The following is a 19,813-nucleotide window of genomic DNA, read 5'->3' as shown; positions in this document are numbered from 1 at the left end:
GAGCCGAACTCACGATCGGCTCTCCGCCCTTCACCGGAAAGGACTTCGATGCATACGTTGCTGGTATGGAGCTGGAGCTGAGGCATCTGAGGATCGTCTGTGCGGTGGCTGACGCGGGCAGCATCACCAAGGCCGCAGCGGCTTTGGGCCTCGCGCAGCCGGCTCTCACCGCCCAGCTGCAGCGCATCGAGCGGCTCCTGGGTGGGCCGGTGTTCGAGCGGGATCGGGCCGGCATCCGGCCGACCCCGCTGGGTGACCTCGTACTGACCCGCGCCAGGCTGCTGCTGCCCGCGCTGTCAGGTCTTCGCGAGGAGGCGGTGCGTTTCAGCAACAGTGGGGACCGGGCCGGCGCGACCCCGGCCAGCCTGACGGTGGGATCGGCGAGTGGTCCGGTGCTGGGCCGGCTGTTGCACCACCTCACGACCGTCTACCCCGGCCTCCGGGTGAGCACCCAGGTGTCCTGGTCCTCGGAAGAGCTCGCGGCAATGGTCGCCGACGGCCGGATCGACTACACCGTGGTGGGCGTCTGCGGTGATGCGCCGCCACCGGTCCAGTCCGGACTGACCTGGAGGGTGCTGGGCACCGATCCCGTCTTCGTGATGCTGGCGGCTGATCATCCGCTGGCCGACGCCCCGGCCGTCGGACTCGCCGACCTGGCCACGGCGCAATGGGGTGCGACCCCTGGCGACGGATGCTTCGCGCAGTGCTTCGCCGCCGCGTGCGCCCGAGCCGGTTTCACCCCCCGCACGCTGTACGAAACCGACGTCATCAGTTGCATCGACCTGGTCGAGTCCGGCGACGCCGTGGTGCTGTGCCAGCCGATGTTCCGGGAGATCCCCGGCGTGGTCGCGGTTCCGATCGCTGGTGTGCCGCTCAAGTGGCGGCACCTCATCGGCTGGCACCCGGACGGCCCTGCGGCCGGCCTGTCGGACCAGGTGGTCACGCTGGCGACCGCTGCCTACGCCGACGCGATAGCCCGGAGTGCCCGCTACACGAACTGGCTCGCCGGCAATCCGCGGTACGGCGTACAGCCCGGCCTGCCGGCGGTCTGACCTCCCCGCACGTCACACCAGGCCGTCCGCCAGCGACTCCCCGGCGCGGACTCCACCGGGGATCGCGAAGAGAGAGCTGCCGGTGGTCTGCAGGAAGCGGTTCAGATCGTCAGCGGTCGCCAGAACCTGCTGCGCCGGGACGAACTGCCGGGCCGGGTCCTGGAGGAAGCTCAGGAACAACAATCCGGCGTCGTACCCCGAGTGGCCGGCGTGGCCGTGGCCATGGCCGTGCCCGTCCGGGTCCTCGCCGTGAGTTGAGGCGGCGGGGAGATCGAAGCCGCGGTCGTAGTTGTAGGAGCGACGGTGCAGCTTGAAGCGGTGCATCTGCCGGACATGGGCGCGCGCCGGGATCGCGGGGCCGCCGGCGGCGTCCCGAGCGACGAGATCGAGCGGGGTGGACGGATCGGCACCGGGCGCCGCGGACAGAGGCGACCCGTCGGCGCGGCGCCCGACGGCCTGGTCCTGCTGGTCGACCGGAGTCAGCGACCATTCCGGCAACCGCAGCCGGATCCGCCGGAACACCAGGTACGTGCCGCCGTGCATCCAGGCCGGTTCGGCCGCGGTGTCGGCCCAGACGAGACGATCCCGGCCGGGACCGGGCGGCGGGTTCGCCGTACCGTCCTGCAGTCCGAGCAGATTGCGGGGCGCGTGCCCGTCGGCGGGGCGGCTGAGGAAACCGGCGTCCGACCAGCGAAGCCGCGCCTTGCCCACGGTGACAGCGCGAACCTGCAGAAAGGCATGACTCAGAACCTGCGGATCGTCGGCACAGAGCTGGACGACGAGGTCCCCGCCGCTGCGCGACTCGTCGAGCGTGTCGCCCGGGAACGCCGGCAACGGATCGAGCTTGCGCGGCCGCTTCGCGGTCAGGCCGAAACGACCGCCGAAAAGCCCGGGCCCGAATCCGACGGTCAGCGAGAACCGGGCCGCCGCGAGCCCGGTCGCGATTCCGGAGTCGGCGGCCAGGCCGGCGCGTCCTTCGCGGGCGGGGGCCGGCCGGCCGGTGCTGAGCGCGGCGCCGAGTGCGGTCAGGTCGTCCAGGAGCCGGCGCAGTCCGGACTGATCGGTGGTGACATCGAAGGCCGCCAGGACGACGTTGGACTGCTGCTCGGTGACGATGCCCGCCTGGTGCTCACCGTGGAACGGCACGACGGTGTCGGTGGTGGCTGTGGCGGCGGCATCGGAGGAACCGAGCTGTGCGCCCGCGACACCGGCGACGGCAGCCGCTGCGGTCGCCGCGGCGCCATGGGTGAGCAGTGCCCGGCGCGACGGCCGGAAGCGGTGAGAGGACGGATCGGAGGCCATGCGGTCAACCTACAGGGTCCCTGTAGGTTGTGATGCGGGGCGGGTCAGGATGCGCGCTCCACCGTCGCGCGCAGGATCTTGCCGAGCAGCGCCGCGAGCGTCCCGCGCTCCTCGGCCTCGAGGGAAAGCCAGGTGTCGGACATCCCGGCGACTGCCTCGTCCACCGCGGCGAGGGTCCGGGCTCCGTGCGGGGTCAGCAGCAGTCGCGCCGCCCGGCCGGCCCGGGTGGGATCCCGGGGCGCGATGAAGCCGCCGTTCTGGAGAGTTTTGATCGAGGCCGTCATCGTCTGCACCGTGACGTTCGACCGCCGGGCCAGCGCGGAGTACGAGAGGTCCGGCTCGGCGGCGATGTGCGCGAGGACGCCCAGGCCGCGGATGCCGATGCCGTACTCGGACAACACCTCGTCGACCCGCGCCCGCGCCGAGCCGCCGACCATCGCCAGCGCGAAGGTCAGGTTTCCGAACATCGCGGGCGGCTGCGCGCGCCCCGGGACATCAGCCATGGCCGCATCGTCGCACGGTACGACCCCGCGGCGCCCGGCCTTGAATGTATATGTAGCCTGTCTACGTCTAGCCGTTCAACATATAGGAGGTTGTCCCGTGAGAAGAACGATGCGCAGGATCGCCGTCGCCGCAGTGGCCGCGCTCGGGCTGGCAGTGACGCTGACGGCCGGTGCCGCGGCCGGCCCGGAGCGGGACGGGCGGGTCCCGGACAAGGTGGTGTTCGACCGGTTGCTCCAGCAGCAAGCAGATGCCTGGACGCACGAGAGCGGCGCCGAGTTCGCGGCCACGTTCCATCCCGACGCCGACGTGGTCACCTTCAACGGCGACCACCTGCGCGGGCGGGCCGAGATCGCCCGCGAGATGCAGCGCTACTTCGACACCTACATCGAGGACACGACGTTCCGGACGCTCAGCGAGCAGATCCGCTACCTCGAGCCCGACCTCGCCGTCATCGTCCGGACCAGCTGCCTGATCACGGCCCCGGCGACGACCTGCCGGGCCGACTCGCTGTCCATCAACACCAACGTCATGCACAGGGTCCACGGCCGCTGGCTCCAGGCGTCCTTCCAGAACACCCGAGTCCAGCCGCTGCCCTGACCTGGGCATCGGAACGAGCGGTCCGGAGCAACCCGGACCGCTCGATTCGGTCAACTGCTACTTGTCGAGTGAGGGGTCGGTGAGGAGGTTGATGAGCTGCTGCTGGGTGATCGCGCCGGTGGGCAGCTTGGTGCCGGGGTAGCGGATTCGCACGTGGGCCGAGTCGCCGTCCGGCTGGAGGTAGGTGCCGCCGATCACGTACTGCGGGTCGCCGCGGTAGGTCATCGCGCGCTGGCCGAGCTGGACCTTCCGGCCGTTGGGCAGCGTGAGTGCGTCGCAGGCCGCGAGGATCGACAGCTGCTCGCGGCAGCTGCTGACGCCGACCTTCGAGTCGACGCCGACCTCGACGGTCGCTGTCACGGCGCCCTTGCGCCAGGTCAGCTGGTAGCTGGCTTGCTCGGTGACCTTCTCCCGCCGGCCACCGCTGAGCGTGCCACCTGTCAGCGCGCGGGCTGCCGCGGTGCGGAACTGCTGTGCCGAGGGGGAGAAGTTCTTCAGGGCGTTCTCGTTGGTCTGCTCTTCCTCCGACAACTTCGGCAGGTTGAGCCGGCTGTCCTGGACGAGGGCCAGCAACTCCTGGTCGGTGATGCCCATGTCGTGCACCGGGATCTCGGTGTTGTTCCCGAACAACGTGCTCACGGACACGGTGATCCACTCACCGTCCGGCTGCTGGTAGTGGACGTCGGCGAAGTCGCCGCTGCGACCGAGCTCCGCCGTTCGGCCGTTCGGCAGTTGGATCTCGCGGCAGCGCACGCGCACGTCGGGGTTGGATCCACAGGCACGCGGCTTTCGGCTCGCCGGGTGCACCGACAGGCTCACGATGCCCTCCGCGCCCATCTGGCCCGGCATCCGCCAGCCGATCCGATTGCCGCCACTGAGAATGGTGCCGAGCTGCCGGTTGACCCTGAAGCCACCGGAGCTGAAATCCAGGTGCCGCCTGGTGGGATCGAGATGCGCGTACAGCGCGGCGGCCAGGTTCTGGTTGAAGGTCCGGTCCGCAGCCGGCACCGGTGGGCCCGATTCCACCGGCACCGGAATGTCGCCGGTGGTGTCCGGACCTGGCCCGATGCTGGCCGTCGGTGTGCCGGGGACCGGTGCGCTCGGCGTCGCCGACGACTGGCCGGCGATCGGTGCGCCCTCCGGTGCCGGATTTGCGTTCGGAGACAGCCAGGTGGTCATGCCCAAGGCAAGGACCGCGACGGTGGCCACCGCGCCGGTCACCCCAGCACCCGTCAGCAGCTGACGCCGGCGCAAGCCGCGGCGGCCGGCGGACAGGTCGTCCTCGAGTGCTCTGGGCAGAAGCTCGTCCTGCTGAGCTGCGGCCGCCGTCAGGCGCGCGTGCAGCGACTTCTCGTCGATCATCGGTCGGTCCTTCCCGTGGCCCCGAACTGCGGGGCCAGCAAGTCGTTGAGGCGCGCCAGAGCGCGCGAGTTCTGACTCTTCACGGTTCCGGAGCTGCAGTTCAGGTCGGCCGCGGTCTCCTCGATGGACATGCCGAGGTAGTGCCGCAGGACCACCACCCGGCGCTGGGCGAGCGGCAACGTCGCCAGCGCTTCGATCAGCGCCGTACGGTCCTCGACCGCCGGGCCGTGCACGGCCTGCGGATCCAGCCCGTCGAGCCCGGAGTCCTCGCGGCGCCAGGGCCGCCGGCTCTCGTCGATGCCCGAGTTGACCAGGATCCGGCGGACGTAGGCGTCGACGTTGCCGGCGCGCTGCACGCGGGGCCAGGCGATGTACACCTTCATCAGCGCCGTCTGCACCAGGTCCTCCGCCTGGTGCACGTCCCCGCAGAGCAGGTACGCGATCCGCCGGAGCTGGGTTCTTCGTTGCACGACGTACTCGCTGAACTGTTCGTCGCGTGCCGCTGTGGCCATTCGCTTCCCCTCGATCGTGCCGTCACACAGGAAGACGGAACGGTCGGACCGGAAGTTGTCAGGGACGACTCAGGGGCCGGGTCAGGGACGAATCGGAAAGCAAAAGCCCTCGTCGGTGGTTGAGTTGAGCACAAGCCGCAGGGGCGGCACGGAACTGTGGAGGATGCAGCATGATCGGATTCATCGTCGCCGGACTCGTCATCGGCGCACTGGCCCGGCTGTTCACGCCGGGCAAGCAGAAGCTCGGCCTGCTCTGGACGCTGCTGCTCGGCCTGGCCGGCTCGGTGATCGGCGGCGTCGTCGCGAACGTGCTCGGCACCGGAGGCATCTTCGAGCTCAACGTTCTCGGCTTCGTCGTGGCCGTCATCGCGTCGGTCCTGCTGGTCGGCACGGCCGAAGGCCTCGCGGCCCGCAGCAAGCGCTGAGCCGCCCGACCGCCCGCGCCGCCACAGGGCGGTCGCGGGCGGCCTGCGCGCGGTGGGTCAGGCCACGAGCAGGCGCAGTCCGAGCTCCGCCGCGTCGAGCGCGACGAGCTCACTGTTGCGCTCGGCCCAGCGTCCTGAAGTGAGGTCGTCGCGGAGGCTTTCGACCGCCCGCTGCTCGGCCGCCGGTCCGACTCTGGTCCAGACCGAGACCGCGCGACGGACGCGGTCGTCCAGGTATGCCTCCGGCCGGCGCCAGTAGGCCTCAAAGAACCCGTCGGCGCAGTCCCACGGGATGAGCACGGGTTCCATCCGGGCGTCGATCGCGCGGGCCAGCTGGTCCACCGAGGGTCGGCCGGCGACCAGCCCGGCGACCTCGGGCAAGTAGTCGCGGGTGAGCCAGAACCGGTGCCGCCAGCCCGGGTCACTGGCGTCGTGGGTGAACACCACCACCCGGCGCGCCACGCGCCGCATCTCACGCAACCCGGCGATCGGGTCCTGCCAGTGATGAACGGTGCTGAGGGCCATCGCGGCGTCGAACGACTGGTCCTCGAACGGCAGACTCTCGGCACCGGCGTCCACGCAGCGCGCCGCGTCCGCAGGACGCAGTGCCCGCATGACCGCCGACGGTTCCACCGCGGTCACGTCACGGTCCGGGGGCTCGTACGAGCCTGCGCCGGCGCCGACGTTCAGCACCGTCTCCGCGTCACCGAGCGCGTCCCAGATCTTCGCGGCGATCCGGGGCTCGGTACGCCGTGTCGCTGGGTACGCCGACCCGATGGCTTCGTACAACTGCGCACCGAACACCTTCAGTTGCTGCTCCGGCGTCGTCCGGATCCCCATCGCACGCTCCTTCAGTTCGGTCTCGATGGCGGCCACCATGGCGGCAGAGCGGTCGCGCTGTTCCAGCAGCAGGCCGTGCAGCCGGTGCAGGTGCGCGACCGCGTCGGTGCCCGGGTCGTCGACCAGGTCCGCGATCTCGCGCAACCCGACGCCCAGCCGCCGGTAGACAAGCACCTCCCGCAGTCGCTCCACGTCGCTCGCCGAGTAGGCCCGGTAGCCTGCCGCGGTCCGCGCGGATGCCTGCACAAGGCCGATCTCGTCATAGTGGTGCAGCGTGCGGACGCTCACCCCGGTCAGCTCGGCCACACGTCCCACGGTCAGGCGTTGCTCCATGCCAGGGACTCTGCGGCATGACGCCACGTGAGGGTCAAGCGCTGGGTGGCAACGGACTCCAGCCCGATCTCGGCGCTGGACGGGCGCGGGTCAACTTTGGTTGACCGTGGACCGGAGGTCAACTAAGGTTGACGCATGGATCTGCGGCGGCTGACCAGCTTGACGCTGGCGATCTCGGACGAGGATCCGGTGACCGCCTTGGCGGCGACGGCGCGTCTTCGCAAGGAGGCGGAGCGGCTGGAAGGGGTGCTCGTCCGCCGCGCCCGCAACCGGGGAGTGACCTGGACGGAGATCGCCCAGGCGCTGGGAGTGTCGAAGCAGGCCGTGCACAAGAAGTACGGCGGTCGTGGCTTGTTCGGTGGACAGCCGTGACGGACACTCACGGTGACGGAACGCTCGCGGTGGAAGTGCGCGAGCTGCTGGGGGACCGGCATCCGGTGGTCGTCGCCGCGACACTGTCGCCGGACGGGACCAGGCTGGCCGGTCTCAGTGCGGACCTCGACGCGGACTTCGAGCTCGGCTCGATCTCCAAGGGAATCACCGGACTGCTGTACGTCGACGCTCTCGACCGCGGCGAAATCACCCCGTCGACCACCCTGGGCGAGCTGTTGCCGCTGGCAAGCGCGCCGGCGGCCGCCGTGACGCTGGAGTCGATCACCACGCATCGCTCCGGACTGCCGAGGCTGCCCGCGTCGGCGGCTCCGCTGCGACGCTCCGTCTCGTTGTGGACGACTGGCGCGAACCCGTACGGCGAAACCCTCGACCAGCTCATCGGGCAAACGCGCGGGGTACGGCTCCAGCGGCCGAAGGCGCGGTACTCCAATCTCGGCTTCGAGTTGCTGGGCCATGCGATCGCCTCCGCGGCCGGAATGACCTATGCCGACCTGCTGCACCAACGGATCGCCGTACCGCTCGGGCTCGACGTGTTCTACGTTCCCGCAACGCCTGACGAGCTGCGGCCTGGTGCTGTCATCGGCACCAGCAGGTCCGGACGGGCGCGCCGGCCATGGACCGGCGAGGCGGTCGGCCCGGCTGGAGGGATCCGCGCATCGATTCGCGCCATGGCCCAGCTCACCGCGGCGCTGCTGGACGGATCCGCCCCCGGCGTCACCGCCCTGGACCCGGTCGCGAGGTTCTCCGGACCGGTGCGCATCGGCGCCGCCTGGATCACCCTCGATCGCTTGGGCCGGCTCATCACCTGGCACAACGGTGGCACGGGCGGCTTCCGTACCTGGATCGGGCTCGACCGCGCCGCGGGGACCGGCGTTGTTCTGCTCTCCGCGACGTCGCTCTCGGTGGATCGCCACGGCTTCGAGCTGCTGGCGCGGCTGACCGGACAGGCCGCTGCCGCACATCGGTGTGAACCCGGGGAGAGGTAGCGTGGGTCAGAGAGTTTCAAACGGGAACTCACCAGCCGAAGGGGTGTTATGACTGCCATCAGCAGCGTCGTGGGGCGCGAGATCCTGGACAGCCGCGGTAATCCGACCGTCGAGGTGGATGTCGAGCTCGCCGATGGCAGCCTGGGCCGGGCGGCGGTTCCCTCGGGGGCCTCGACCGGGGCTCGCGAAGCGGTCGAGCTGCGCGACGACGACCCGGCCCGTTTCCACGGCAGAGGCGTCCAGCGCGCTGTCGCTGCGGTGAGCACCGAGATCGCCGCGGCGGTCCAAGGACTCGACGCCGAGGACCAGGCCGGGCTCGACGAAGCCTTGATCCGCCTGGACGGTACGCCGAACAAGGCGCGGCTGGGAGCGAACGCCGTGCTCGGAGTCTCGCTGGCCGCGGCCAAGGCGGCAGCGGCGGCTCACCGGCTCCCGCTGTACCGGTACGTCGGCGGCGCGACCGCGCGGGTGCTGCCGGTTCCGATGATGAACATCATCAACGGCGGCGCGCACGCCGACAACCCGCTGGACTTCCAGGAGTTCATGATCGCGCCGATCAGCGCGACGACCTTCGCCGAGGCGGTCCGGATGGGCTCGGAGGTCTTCCACACCTTGCGCAAGGATCTGATGGCTGCGGGCCACAACACCGGCGTGGGGGACGAGGGCGGGTTCGCCCCGCAGCTCCGGACTGCCGACGAGGCGCTGGAGTTCGTGCTCACGGCGATCGAGCGGACCGGCTACAAGCCCGGCGCGGACGTCACGGTGGTGATGGATCCCGCTGCTTCGGAGTTCTACCGTGACGGCGTCTACGACTACGCGGGCGAAGGTGTACGCCGTACCGTGGCCGAGCAGGTGGACTACCTGACCGGGCTCGTCGACCGGTACCCGGTGGCCTCGATCGAGGACCCGATGGGCGAGAACGACCTGGACGGCTGGCAAGCGCTGACCGCCGCGCTCGGCCGTCGCGTCCAGCTCACCGGCGACGACGTCTTCTGCACCAACCAGGCGCTGCTGCGCGACGGTGTTCGCGACGGCATCGCCAACTCCATCCTGGTCAAGGTGAACCAGATCGGCACGCTGACCGAGACCCTCGACACCATCGCCACGGCGTACCGGGCCGGCTACACCGTCGTCATGTCGCACCGCTCCGGCGAGACCGAGGACACCACCATCGCCGATCTGGCCGTGGCCACCGGCTGCGGGCAGATCAAGACCGGTTCGTTGTCCCGCTCCGACCGCACCGCGAAGTACAACCAGCTGATCCGCATCGAGCAGGAACTCGGCAGCTCCGCCCGGTACGCCGGCGCCGCCGACCTGGGGCTGCGGGGATGACCGTGGCGGAGGTGGGGCGGTGAACTGGCTGGCGGCGCTCGCCTTCGGCCTCGCCGTGCTCCCGCTCTGCCTGACTCCAGGGGTGAGCTTCACCTTGGTCACCGAGCGAGTGCTCGGAACCGGCCTTCGTGCCGGTGCCGGGGTGGTCGCCGGCACCTCCCTCGGCTTGCTGACCCACGCGTTGCTCGCCGCTGTCGGGCTGTCCGCGTTGGTCATGCGCTCGTCGACGGCCTTCACGGTCGTGAAGCTGGTCGGTGCGGTGTACCTGATCGCGATCGGCGTACAGGCGATCTGGACGTCTCGAGCAGCCGCGTCACCGCGTGAGGGCACGCCTGCGCAGCGCCGATCGCTGCCGTGGAGCAACCGCGGTGATCTCGTCCAGGGGTACCTGGGCAACGTTCTCAATCCGAAGGCTGCTGCGGTCTACCTGACCATCGCGCCACAGTTCCTCGATCGCGATCAGTCGGTGCTGCCGCAGATCATGCTGCTGTGCGCGGTGCACGTGGTGGTGGCCGGCGGCTGGCTGCTGATCTGGGCCGGGATCGTGCACGTCTCCCGGCGCGCGTTCCGGACACCGACTCTGCGAACTGCGATGTCCAGGGCCTCCGGTGCCGTCCTGATCGCACTGGGCGTCCGCACCGCGCTCGCCGCACGGTGAGTCGGGAGCCCTGTGCACCGGGCTGCGGCGTGGCGGGACATATGCGGTACCGTATACATCCAGAGCGGGTCCCGCCGGGAGCGAAGAGGAAATCGTGATTCCGTTGCGTCACTTGGTCGTCGGAGCGCAAGGCTGGTGGGTTCGCCGGAGGACCGATGTGCTGCCACCGGCCGGTGGTCCCGTCGCGGGGCTGGTCGGCGAGACGCTGTCCGCCGAGCCGTTGCGCCTCGGCGTCCTGGGCGAGTCCACAGCGGCCGGCTGCGGTGTGGCGACGCACGACGAGGGCTTTGCCGGGTTCCTCGCGCGGGGTCTTTCCGACCTGACGGACCGGCCGGTCGCGTGGCACGTGGTGGGCCGGCACGGCGCGACGTCCCGGCGGATCCGCCATCGCCTCGTGGACGAACTCGGCGGGCGGTACGACCTCGTCGTACTGCTCGCGGGCGCCAACGACGTCCTCAGCCGGCGGACCACCGCCGAGTGGCGGGAGGATCTGACGGGCATTCTCGACGCTCTCGCCTCGCGCGCCGACCAGGTTGTCGTCGTCGGCATACCGCCGTTCGACTCGTTCCCGGCGCTGCCCCGCGCGCTACGGCGCTACCTGGCCGACGGGGGACGAGCACTCGACGAGGTCGCTCAGCAAGTCTGCGCCGACCGGGAGAACGCGCGGTGGATCGGCGCGGACGGCATCGACGACGTCGGCCCGGACTTCTTCGCCCGCGACAACTTCCATCCCTCCACGCACGGCTACCGACGCTGGGCCGACATCGTCCTGGCAGCCCTGCCGGCCCTCGAGCGCTGAGCAAGGCGGCCATTCCGTTGCCCTCCGCACCGATCTGCCGCGGACTCGCCGGTGCGTCGATCGGAGCTTTCCTCGCGGTGGCCGACGCTCTCGTCACTCGGCTGAGTTCGTCGTCCACGCAGGGAAGGGCCGCCCCCGTGGGCAGCCCCTCCGGAGTGCTGAGTGGTCAGCGGTAGAAGGTCTTCCACTGGCCTTCGGGCTGGCAGCGGAGGAGGCGGCCGCCGCCGGCGCCGCCGGACTCGCCTGTGCAGAGCTTGCCGCGCAGCTTGACGTTGGGGCCCCAGCCGCTGCCGGCGAAGGCGTCGGGGCAGCTGAGCCAGCCTTCGGCGGCGGCGGTCCGGGAGTCCCAGCAGCGGTAGTGCACGCCGCCTTCGGCGCCGGCTCGCCAGACGTCGAGCACCATCGAGTGGTCGTCGGCCTCCTGGTCGTTCACCTTCATCACGTCGTTGGCGTCGTCGTACGCCCCGACGCCGATGTTGTTGCCGCTGGCCGTCTCCCACAGCCAGTCTTCCTCCGCCGCCTGCGCCGTCGTGCTGGCTGCCACGATCAGCGCCGCTGTCGTCGCCGTCGCAAGCACGGTTCGCCTGGCCGTCTTCATCGTCAGCATCACATCGAGCTCCTCACTGGTCCGAGCCGCACCCGGCGTCGGCCGCGGCGGGCTCAACCACACCCCGTGCGATCCTCGTCCGCGAATCCGTTGCAGGTTCCTGCAAACGGCCCGCCGCAACGGGACGGCGGCTCCTGGCAGCGGTGGAGGCCCGGCTACGGAGAGGTGCTAGGAACCGGAGAGGTCGGGCATGGCCACAGGCCGTGAACCGGAGCGCAGCGACTCGGCACCGGCGACACCGACCAGCGATGCCTCGACCGCGGCTCTGACCGGGACCAGCGGGGGTTCGCCACGTTCAGCGGTGTCCCGGAAACCTTCGAGCAGCAGCACGGTGCCCTCGGCGCCGCGGTCAACGGGCCGTCCGTCGCGGGTGAGCGCGGACGGCGTACGTACCTCCTCGTGAGGCGCCCCGTCCTGCCGGGTCCACGCCTCACGGCGAACCCGCACCGACCATGCGCTGTCGCCCGCCGCACGCAGGGACTCCGCCAGGGCGTGGGAACCCCGGACGGACAGCCAGCTCCAGTGACTGTCCGGCTCGCCCTGGAGGAAGCCGTGCCGGGTGATCGCCAGCGCGCCGGTCGAGAGCCGGACCACGATGGTGACCGCGGCCCGCGGGTCATCGGCGTCGACCGCGAACGCCGTGACCTCCACCGGCCGGCCACCGGTGAGCGCCAGCACCGGCGACACGGTGTGGGTGCAGTACGCGGTGGCGGCGATCCGGCCGCGCCAGTGGGCCGGGTCACCGATCAACCCGTCGACCTGCTCGCGGGACAACCCGTGGAGGTAGTCGGCCTCGATCAACTGGGGCCGACCCAGCTCGCCCGCGTCGACGGCCTGCCGGATCAGCCGGACCTGCGGATGGAAGACGTAGTTCTCCGCGAACGAGTACGTCGCCGAGGAGGCGTCCGCCGCCGCGATCAGCCGGCGTCCCTGCTCGACGTCGGCACAGGCCGCGGTCTCGGACAGGACGTGGATGCCGCGTTCCAGGAACGCGATCGCCAGCGGCGCGTGAGCGTCGAAGTCGTTGGCGAGCACAACCCCGTCGAGATCGGCGTCGAGCAGGTCCTGCCAGCGATCGGTGACCGTTGCATCAGGCAACTGCTGCTGAGCGGTGCCGTGCAGGGCCGGGTCGTGATCGCACACCGCGACGACCTTGAACCCGAGTCGGGCAGCCCATACCCCCAGATGCAGACCTTGCCTCAGTCCGACGACTCCGACACGCATGCGACATTCCTAGCGCACCGCGGCGCACGCGGGCAAAGGGAATTGCGACCGCGGCCGGGCAGCACAAGGTCGGCGGAAGGTGCCGGGTGATCTGGCTCACAAGCTGTCAGAGGCGGGGAGCAGCCGGTGTCTTGGGGGTGAAATCCCAACAGAAGGAGACACCATGAGCCCCAACATCCAGGTGGTGGTGATCGGTGGCGGGTGCGCCGGGGTGATGGCGGCCAACCGGCTGACGCAGCGTGCGTCTTGGCGGGTGGTGACACGCTCACCTGCGACTACCTCGTCTACGCCGTCGGCAGCGGCCGTGCCAACCCCGCTCTGGACTGCGGGGTTCAGCGTGCCGGACCTGGCCGCTCGCAGTGGTCTGAGCACCGACGCTATCGGCCGGCTGTTGACCGACGAAACGCTGACCAGCGTCGACGACGACCGCATCGTCGCCACCGGGGACCCGGCCGCGCCGACCACTCACTGAATCTCTCCGAGGAGTCAACATGGCCGCTCAGGTCCCGCCGACATCCGGCACCTCGCCATCACCGTGGTCGACGGTGCTGGGAGCAGCGGCGCTGCTCACGGTACTCACCGCCGTACTGCTCACCGCGTTCGCCTGGCCGTCGGTACGCGCGTCCGTTCAGGATCTACCCATCGCCGTGGCCGGCCCGCCGGCGGCTGTAGCTCAGGTCAGCGCCGCGCTGGACCGGCAACTGCCCGACGGGTTCCGGGTCACCGCGGTCCCCGACACCGCCGCCGCCGAGCGGTTGATCCGCGACCGGAAGGTTTACGGGGCGATCGACCTCAGCTCCGGGACCCCGAAGGTGATCATCGCCTCCGCCGGCAGCGCAGCGGTCGCCCAGACCCTGCAGAGCGTGGCAAGCGGGCTCGGCCGAGCCCAAGCCGACGATGCCGGTACGCCGGTCGCCGTCCGTGACCTCGCGGCCTTCCCCGCCGACGACCCGCGCGGCGCCGGCCTGGTCGCCGGAGCGCTGCCCCTGGTCATGGGCGGCCTGCTCGCCGCGTTCCTGCTGACCAACCTGGTCCGTGGCATCGCCCGTCGGGTCACCGGAGCGCTCGTCTTCGCGTCAATGGGTGGTCTGGCCGTGGTCGCGATCCTTCAGTACTGGCTCGGTTCGCTCGACGGCTCCTTCTGGGCCAACAGCGGCGCCGTTGCCCTGGGCATCGCAGCGACCTCCCTCACCATCCTCGGTCTGCGGTCGCTGCTCGGCTACGCCGGCTTCGGTCTGGGCGCCGTCACCATGATGCTGATCGGCAATCCCCTGTCAGGCAGTTCGACCGCACCCGAGATGCTGCCCGGCTGGTCCGGCGCGCTCGGGCAACTGCTGCCGCCGGGCGCGAGCGGCCAGTTGTTGCGCTCCACCGGGTTCTTCGACGGCCACGGAATCGCTCAGCCCGTCATCGTGCTCGGAAGCTGGCTCGCGCTCGGCCTGGCACTGTGCTTCGCGGGCGCCCTTCGAGCGCGCCGTCCCGCCGGGCTGGTGACCGGCGCAGCAGCGGCCCCGCAGCGTCCGCACCCGGCGCCGACTGACTCGGCGGACGGGACGGCGGAGGCGAACAACTCGTGACCCGGATGCGGGCCAAGCCGGGACGACGTACGCCGGTCGGCCGCGACTCTCGGGACAGCCTTCGCCGGTTCGTCGAAATGCTCGCCGAGAAGCATCCGCCGTTGTCACTCGATGCCGCCGACCTGACGATCAAGGACCCCGAGCAGGTCCGCCGCCGATTCGGCCGGGTGTTCGGCTACCTCACCCGGGTGGAGCTCGAGGTCGAGCGGAACGTGCTCGAGCTACGGGTTCTGATGCCCGAGAGCACCGAGACAGACCGGATCTTCTACGAACAGGTGTGGTGGCCGCAGGAGCTGCAGCACGGCGTCCTTCTCGACGCGGCCCAGCAAGGCTTCGGGATGATGCCGGTCCCGATCGACGTGGCGAGGGTGAGTGCCAGGATCCGGGTGACCGGGGCGCTCTCGCACCTGCCGGGCATGCTCGGAGTGATCCGGCTGCTCTACTACCTGACCGGTGCGGCCACGGAGCGATCGGCGGTGATCGCGTACTCGCGCCTGCTCGACGGACTCCGGGCGATGGGCGAGCACGCAATCGCAGAGACGGTCATTGCTCCGATCAGGCGGCAGGAGCCCGGGCACTTCGCGTACTACCGCGGGTCGGCCGAGGCGCTGGTGAAAGAGGAAGGGCTCAGCGACTGGCAGCTTCAGCTCGCGCGGATACTGCGCCGGCGGTCATTCGCTCCGGTCGGCGTGACCAGCCGTCGGCAGCGCGCGGACTTCGGCGATGTCGCGCGTGCGCTGCATCTCGACCGCGACCTGCCGGCGGTCGCGCGCCAGATCAGCCTGGTGGAGCACGAGCTGCTGTGGGCTCAGCAGCTGGGCCTGAAGGTTCCGCGGTACATCATGGCTGCCCTCGACGAAGCGATAGCGCTGAGCACTGCCCGCAGCGCGGCGCAAAGTGTGCGGAACTGATGACGTGCGTCGAGGCTCACTGCAGGCCGCTGGAGAATTCCCGCCGTCTCCACGGACCGAAGGTCCCGCACGCCGCAGGCGGTTCATCCGGGAGGTCGCGCTGCTGCTTGTGCTGTTCGGCGTCTACACCGTCGGCAGGTTCGTCTCCGCCCTGCACGCCGGCGCCGCGTTCCTGAATGCCGACGCGCTCATCCACTTCCAGGCCGGCCTCGGACTGCCCAGTGAGGCCGAGGTCCAGTCGGTCGTGCTGCGGGTCCCCGATCTCGCCCAGTTCGCGAACCGGTACTACGCCTACGTGCACTTCCCGATGACCGCGATCGTGCTGCTCTGGTTGCTGGTCAAGCGCCCTGCGCAGTACGCGAAAGCCCGGTGGTCGCTGGCGGCACTCACCGGACTCGCCCTGATCGGGCACCTGGTGTTTCCGCTCGCGCCACCGCGCATGCTGCCGGAGCTCGGGTGGGTCGACACCGGCGTACTGTTCGGGCAGTCGGTGTACGGGCCGGACGCGGACAGCGGACTGGCGAACCAGTTCGCGGCGATGCCGAGCCTGCACGTCGGCTGGGCGTTCCTGGTGTCGGTGTTCCTGATCCGGGCGACCCGGTCGGGCTGGCGGTGGTTGTGGGCGGCGCATCCGGTGATCACCTTCACGGTGGTCGTTGTCACCGCCAACCACTACTGGCTCGACGGCCTGATCGCCCTGCTGCTGGCCGTGCCGCTGGTACTGATCTTCGACAGCCGACGAACGCCTGCCAGCGGTGGACCAGAATGTGGCTATCGATCCGGACTCGAAGGAGATGCATGAGCGCCTTGACCGTCGACCGCCTGACTGCGGCTGACCGCGAGACCTGGCAGTGGTTGTTCGCGGGGTACAACGAGTTCTACGGGCGGACGATGCCGGCCGAGTTCTTCGACCGCTGCTGGGCCGAGTTCAGCGCGGCCGAGCGGATGCACGCCCTCGGTGCGAAGGTGGACGGCTCGCTGGTGGGCATCGCACACTTTCTCACGCACGCGAGCACCACGTCGGCCGACGTCTGCTACCTGCAGGACCTCTTCACCGCACCGGACGCCCGCGGCCGGGGCGTCGCCCGGGCGCTGATCGCCGCGGTCACCGACTGGGCGACGGCCAACGACTGCAGCCGCGTCTACTGGGCGACCCAGGAATCGAACACGGCTGCCCGCCGCCTCTACGATCAGGTCGCCGAGAACCGCGGCTTCATCCTGTACTCGATCCAGCTGCCGTAGCCGGAGAGTTCTTGGCCGGCCGCGGCCTGCGGTGCCCACAAGGCGCGCGCCGATGACGAAGATGCCGACGCCGATGAGTCCGGCGAGCACGGTGGCGACGGTGGTGAGCATGGTTCTGGTTCCTCGCCAACCTCGCCGAAGCCGAAGGCTGGGAGGCGCTGACGACGCGCCTACCGACCTGAAGTTCCGGCTCGACTTCCCTCGTCGCCCGATTCGCGAGCTCCTCAGCGGGCTGAACCGGCGGGCCCGCGTGAGGTACTGCAACCGATGGTTGCTAATTGCTGCTGGAAGGGATAGCTTGTCGTGCAACCAAACGTTGCGCGAAGTGTGGCGTGATCATCGGAAGTGGAAAGCAGGCACAGCATGACCGAGCAGGGCAGCAGCATCGTCCAGGACTTCGAGCAGTCGCCCGAGCGGGTGTTCGAGGCCGTCACCGCGGTGCGGGGCTGGTGGTCGAAGAACATCACCGGCGGGACAGCGGCGGCGGGCGACGAGTTCGAGTACGACGTACCGGGTGGTGTGCACCACTGCCGGATCCGGGTCGTCGAGGTGGTTCCGAACCAGCTCGTCACCTGGCTGGTGCTCGACAACACCTTCAACTTCGTCGAGGACCAGGAGGAGTGGAACGACACCGAGATCCGGTTCGAGATCTCCCGCCGGGACGACGGCCGGACCGAACTGCGCTTCACCCACGTCGGCCTCGTTCCGGAGTTCGAGTGCTACGACATCTGCCACCAGAGCTGGGGCTTCTACGTCGGCCACAGCCTGCGGAAGCTGATCACCACCGGCCAGGGCCTGCCGAACGAGGTCACCGACGGCGTCGACGTGATCGGCGGCCGGGTGGAGGCCTTCGCAGGCTAGGGCGTTCCCACTCGCGTCGCACGACCGTTGACCCCCGACCGAATCTTGCCTACGACAAGGACCCTCCTGTGACCACTCTGCACCCCGGCAGCATCCTGCTCGGCTCGACCCGGCCCGCCGAGCTCCGTGACTGGTACCGCAAGGCGCTCGCGCCGGACCAGGACGGCGACGGGGCGATCGACCTCGGCGGCTTCCTGCTGGTGATCGATCACCGCGACGACATCGCCTCGACGAATCCCGAGCCGGGCCGGATGATGCTCAACTTCCACGTGGACGACTTCGCCGCCGTCGAGGCGCAGCTCCAGGCGGCCGGCGTGCAGTGGCTGGCGCCCGGGGAGGACCGCCCGGCCGGCCGCTTCGGCACGTTCGTCGACCCGGACGGCAACTACCTGCAGATCATCCAGTTCACGCAGCACCCATGAGCCGGATCGGCGGGCCGCGGGAGGAACCGTGCTCGGCGGGTGCCACCGGCGACCCGCCGTACCGGGACAAGGCAACTGCCTTGCGCGCGCTGCACGTACCGGGAAAGCCGCTGGTTCTGCCGAACGTCTGGGACGCCGCCTCGGCCCGCCTGGCCGTGGCGGCCGGGTTCCCGGCGGTCGCGACGAGCAGCTTCGCGACAGCGGCGATTCTCGGGTACGACGACGGCGAGGCGGCGCCCGTCGGCGAGGTGCTGGCGGGGGCCGCCCGGGTCGCTCGGGCGGTCCACGTGCCGGTCACCATCGACTTCGAACGGGGCTACCGCCTCGATCCGGCAGAACTCGTCGAACGATTCGCCGCGACCGGGGCGGTCGGGCTGAACCTGGAGGACTCGGACCCTTCCACCGGACAGCTGGTCGAGGCCACGGAACACGCGGAGTTCCTGGCGGCGGTGCGAGCCGCGGCGACGTCGCTCGGCGTGGATCTGGTGATCAATGCGCGGATCGACGCGTTCCTGCGCCGGGCCGGCTCGCCCGGCGAGCAGCTCGCCGCAGCCATCGCCCGCGGGACGCAGTACCTTGACGCCGGTGCGGACTGCGTCTATCCCATCGGCCAGGCAGATCCCGCAGTCGTCCGAGCGATGGTGGAAGCGATCCCTGGCCCGGTCAACGTTGGCTACGGCCGGCAGAGCGACCTGTCACTGGCCGACTTCGCTGTACTCGGCGTCAGCCGCGTGAGCTTTGGCCCGACCCTGCAGCAACACCTCTACGGCAAGCTCGGAGCCGCCCTGTTCGCAGCTGTCGCGGCCGACCGGGACCCGTTCCAGGTCGAGCGCTGACAGTCAGAGTACTGATGCGTACCCCGGTCTCGCTGCGTAGCGTGCTGGTATGACCTTGATCCAAACCCCTTTTGACGCTCGCAGCACCGCCGCCGAGGTCCTCGCCGGCGTGGACCTGAGCGGGAAGCGCATGATCGTCACCGGCGGGGCTTCCGGCCTCGGGACGGAGACCGTTCGTGCGCTGGCCGGTGCCGGTGCGGAGGTCACCGTCGCCACCCGCCGCCCCGACGCCGGAAGTGCGTTGGCCCAGCTCCCGGGCGTGCGGGTCGCCGCCCTGGACCTGGCCGACCCGGCGTCCGTGCAGGCTTTCGTGGCGTCCTGGACCGGCCCGTTGCACGCGCTGGTGGCGAACGCCGGAATCATGGCCGTGCCGACCCGGGAACTGAGTCCGGCGGGGTGGGAGTTGCAGCTGGCAACCAACTTTCTCGGCCACTTCCAGCTCGCGCACGGACTGCACGACGCCCTCCGCGCCGCCGGGAACTCGCGCGTGGTCGTGGTGAGCTCCGGTGTGCAGCGAAGCTCGCCGGTCGACCTGGACGACCTCCACTTCGAGCGGCGCCCGTACGATCCGTGGGCGGCGTACGGCCAGTCCAAGACGGCCGGAGTGCTGCTGGCGGCGGGCATCGCCCGGAACTGGGCCGGCGAGGCAATCACCGCCAACGCCTTGGCGCCGGGCTTCATCCACACCAACCTCCAGCGGCTGATCTCACCGGAGACGATGCGGGCGATGGGAGCGATGGACGAGGACGGCAAGCTGATCACGCCCGAGTACTACAAGACCCCGGAGCAGGGAGCGGCCACCTCGGTGCTCCTGGCGGGCTCGCCGCTGGTCGAAGGCGTGACCGGCCGCTACTTCGAGGACAACCAGGAAGCCGAGGTTGTTGCCGGCGGCCCGGACGTCCGGCGTGGCGTGGCCGAGTGGGCAGTCGACCCGGTGGCTGCCGATCGGCTCTGGAGCCTTGCCCTCGAAACCCTCTGAGAGCACACCGTCAACCGGCTCCACGTCAGGTCCGTCGGGCTGGACACCCGGCGCGTCGG

The 19,813-nt window shown here is 70.2% G+C and carries 24 protein-coding genes; 17 read left to right on the top strand and 7 right to left on the bottom strand.

The window, feature by feature from the left end; translation table 11 throughout:
• The first annotated feature begins 65 nt into the window (after positions 1-65).
• Entirely contained in the window at positions 66-1,052 is a 987-nt protein-coding gene (locus tag KFLA_RS19960; RefSeq protein ID WP_012921622.1) for a LysR family transcriptional regulator, read from the top strand.
• A gap of 12 nt (positions 1,053-1,064) precedes the next feature.
• On the opposite strand, the gene KFLA_RS19955 is transcribed toward KFLA_RS19960, so the two are convergent.
• Both KFLA_RS19955 and KFLA_RS35735 read right to left on the bottom strand, forming a co-directional pair.
• The gene (locus tag KFLA_RS19955) at positions 1,065-2,354 is read right to left on the bottom strand and encodes a Dyp-type peroxidase (RefSeq protein WP_012921621.1); all 1,290 of its coding nucleotides are present in this window, start codon (positions 2,352-2,354) and stop codon (positions 1,065-1,067) included.
• Positions 2,355-2,398: 44 nt separating this feature from the next.
• Positions 2,399-2,857, bottom strand: coding sequence for a MarR family winged helix-turn-helix transcriptional regulator (locus KFLA_RS35735; RefSeq protein WP_083792878.1), 459 nt, complete (start codon positions 2,855-2,857; stop codon positions 2,399-2,401).
• Positions 2,858-2,954: 97 nt separating this feature from the next.
• Here KFLA_RS35735 and KFLA_RS36745 point away from each other — a divergent pair, with 97 nt between their 5' ends.
• Positions 2,955-3,455 carry an SgcJ/EcaC family oxidoreductase gene (locus KFLA_RS36745; RefSeq protein WP_012921619.1) on the top strand — a complete coding sequence of 167 codons (501 nt, stop codon included), beginning with the start codon at positions 2,955-2,957 and terminating at the stop codon, positions 3,453-3,455.
• Between the two features lie 57 nt (positions 3,456-3,512).
• Here the strand turns inward: KFLA_RS36745 and KFLA_RS19940 are convergent, their stop codons facing one another.
• Together KFLA_RS19940 and KFLA_RS19935 are read right to left on the bottom strand one after the other, a co-directional pair.
• Positions 3,513-4,817: a hypothetical protein gene (locus tag KFLA_RS19940; protein ID WP_012921618.1), complete on the bottom strand. Its 1,305-nt coding sequence runs from the start codon at positions 4,815-4,817 to the stop codon at positions 3,513-3,515.
• Positions 4,814-5,329, bottom strand: a complete 516-nt coding sequence (locus KFLA_RS19935; protein WP_012921617.1) for a SigE family RNA polymerase sigma factor — start codon at positions 5,327-5,329, stop codon at positions 4,814-4,816. The genes KFLA_RS19940 and KFLA_RS19935 overlap by 4 nt, the downstream gene beginning before the upstream one ends.
• A gap of 170 nt (positions 5,330-5,499) precedes the next feature.
• On the opposite strand from KFLA_RS19935, the gene KFLA_RS19930 reads away from it, so the two are divergent.
• The gene (locus KFLA_RS19930; protein WP_012921616.1) at positions 5,500-5,754 is read left to right on the top strand and encodes a GlsB/YeaQ/YmgE family stress response membrane protein; all 255 of its coding nucleotides are present in this window, start codon (positions 5,500-5,502) and stop codon (positions 5,752-5,754) included.
• A gap of 57 nt (positions 5,755-5,811) precedes the next feature.
• On the opposite strand, the gene KFLA_RS19925 is transcribed toward KFLA_RS19930, so the two are convergent.
• Positions 5,812-6,927 carry a MerR family transcriptional regulator gene (locus KFLA_RS19925; protein WP_012921615.1) on the bottom strand — a complete coding sequence of 372 codons (1,116 nt, stop codon included), beginning with the start codon at positions 6,925-6,927 and terminating at the stop codon, positions 5,812-5,814.
• 135 nt (positions 6,928-7,062) lie between these two features.
• On the opposite strand from KFLA_RS19925, the gene KFLA_RS19920 reads away from it, so the two are divergent.
• The 5 genes from KFLA_RS19920 to KFLA_RS19900 all read left to right on the top strand — a co-directional run bounded on the left by KFLA_RS19920 (position 7,063) and on the right by KFLA_RS19900 (position 11,095).
• Entirely contained in the window at positions 7,063-7,299 is a 237-nt protein-coding gene (locus tag KFLA_RS19920; RefSeq protein WP_012921614.1) for a helix-turn-helix domain-containing protein, read from the top strand.
• The gene (locus KFLA_RS19915) at positions 7,296-8,306 is read left to right on the top strand and encodes a serine hydrolase domain-containing protein (protein ID WP_012921613.1); all 1,011 of its coding nucleotides are present in this window, start codon (positions 7,296-7,298) and stop codon (positions 8,304-8,306) included. Before KFLA_RS19920 ends, KFLA_RS19915 begins: the two co-directional genes overlap by 4 nt.
• A gap of 48 nt (positions 8,307-8,354) precedes the next feature.
• Positions 8,355-9,638 (top strand): phosphopyruvate hydratase, encoded by a 1,284-nt coding sequence (eno, locus tag KFLA_RS19910; RefSeq protein ID WP_012921612.1) that lies wholly within the window; start codon positions 8,355-8,357, stop codon positions 9,636-9,638.
• Between the two features lie 19 nt (positions 9,639-9,657).
• A complete protein-coding gene (locus tag KFLA_RS19905; protein ID WP_012921611.1) occupies positions 9,658-10,296 on the top strand; it encodes a LysE family translocator in 639 nt (212 codons plus the stop codon).
• 94 nt (positions 10,297-10,390) lie between these two features.
• Entirely contained in the window at positions 10,391-11,095 is a 705-nt protein-coding gene (locus KFLA_RS19900) for an SGNH/GDSL hydrolase family protein (protein WP_012921610.1), read from the top strand.
• A 166-nt stretch (positions 11,096-11,261) separates the two neighbouring features.
• Here KFLA_RS19900 and KFLA_RS19895 read toward each other — a convergent pair whose 3' ends face one another.
• Complete coding sequence (locus KFLA_RS19895) at positions 11,262-11,702, bottom strand: hypothetical protein (protein ID WP_012921609.1); 441 nt, start codon at positions 11,700-11,702, stop codon at positions 11,262-11,264.
• Between the two features lie 168 nt (positions 11,703-11,870).
• Complete coding sequence (locus tag KFLA_RS19890; protein ID WP_012921608.1) at positions 11,871-12,926, bottom strand: Gfo/Idh/MocA family protein; 1,056 nt, start codon at positions 12,924-12,926, stop codon at positions 11,871-11,873.
• A gap of 163 nt (positions 12,927-13,089) precedes the next feature.
• Here KFLA_RS19890 and KFLA_RS38945 point away from each other — a divergent pair, with 163 nt between their 5' ends.
• The 9 genes from KFLA_RS38945 to KFLA_RS19845 all read left to right on the top strand — a co-directional run bounded on the left by KFLA_RS38945 (position 13,090) and on the right by KFLA_RS19845 (position 19,754).
• On the top strand, positions 13,090-13,398 hold the full coding sequence (locus tag KFLA_RS38945) for a hypothetical protein (protein WP_041289400.1): 309 nt from the start codon (positions 13,090-13,092) through the stop codon (positions 13,396-13,398).
• Positions 13,399-13,417: 19 nt separating this feature from the next.
• The gene (locus KFLA_RS19880) at positions 13,418-14,503 is read left to right on the top strand and encodes a hypothetical protein (RefSeq protein ID WP_012921607.1); all 1,086 of its coding nucleotides are present in this window, start codon (positions 13,418-13,420) and stop codon (positions 14,501-14,503) included.
• A 5-nt stretch (positions 14,504-14,508) separates the two neighbouring features.
• Positions 14,509-15,414 (top strand): GTP-binding protein LepA, encoded by a 906-nt coding sequence (locus tag KFLA_RS19875; protein ID WP_237706876.1) that lies wholly within the window; start codon positions 14,509-14,511, stop codon positions 15,412-15,414.
• Positions 15,415-15,418: 4 nt separating this feature from the next.
• Positions 15,419-16,216 (top strand): phosphatase PAP2 family protein, encoded by a 798-nt coding sequence (locus tag KFLA_RS19870; protein ID WP_012921605.1) that lies wholly within the window; start codon positions 15,419-15,421, stop codon positions 16,214-16,216.
• Positions 16,213-16,656, top strand: coding sequence for a GNAT family N-acetyltransferase (locus KFLA_RS19865; RefSeq protein WP_012921604.1), 444 nt, complete (start codon positions 16,213-16,215; stop codon positions 16,654-16,656). Before KFLA_RS19870 ends, KFLA_RS19865 begins: the two co-directional genes overlap by 4 nt.
• Positions 16,657-17,019: 363 nt before the next feature.
• A complete protein-coding gene (locus KFLA_RS19860; protein ID WP_012921603.1) occupies positions 17,020-17,517 on the top strand; it encodes an SRPBCC family protein in 498 nt (165 codons plus the stop codon).
• Positions 17,518-17,585: 68 nt separating this feature from the next.
• Complete coding sequence (locus KFLA_RS19855; protein ID WP_012921602.1) at positions 17,586-17,939, top strand: VOC family protein; 354 nt, start codon at positions 17,586-17,588, stop codon at positions 17,937-17,939.
• The gene (locus tag KFLA_RS19850) at positions 17,936-18,775 is read left to right on the top strand and encodes an isocitrate lyase/PEP mutase family protein (RefSeq protein ID WP_012921601.1); all 840 of its coding nucleotides are present in this window, start codon (positions 17,936-17,938) and stop codon (positions 18,773-18,775) included. The genes KFLA_RS19855 and KFLA_RS19850 overlap by 4 nt, the downstream gene beginning before the upstream one ends.
• A gap of 49 nt (positions 18,776-18,824) precedes the next feature.
• Entirely contained in the window at positions 18,825-19,754 is a 930-nt protein-coding gene (locus KFLA_RS19845; protein WP_012921600.1) for an SDR family NAD(P)-dependent oxidoreductase, read from the top strand.
• The last annotated feature ends 59 nt before the right edge of the window (positions 19,755-19,813 follow it).

This window comes from Kribbella flavida DSM 17836, assembly GCF_000024345.1.
GTDB classification, from domain to species: Bacteria; Actinomycetota; Actinomycetes; order Propionibacteriales; family Kribbellaceae; genus Kribbella; species Kribbella flavida.
The sequence above is the reverse complement of the archived record's forward strand: the minus strand, read 5'-3'. Positions and strand labels throughout refer to the sequence as shown.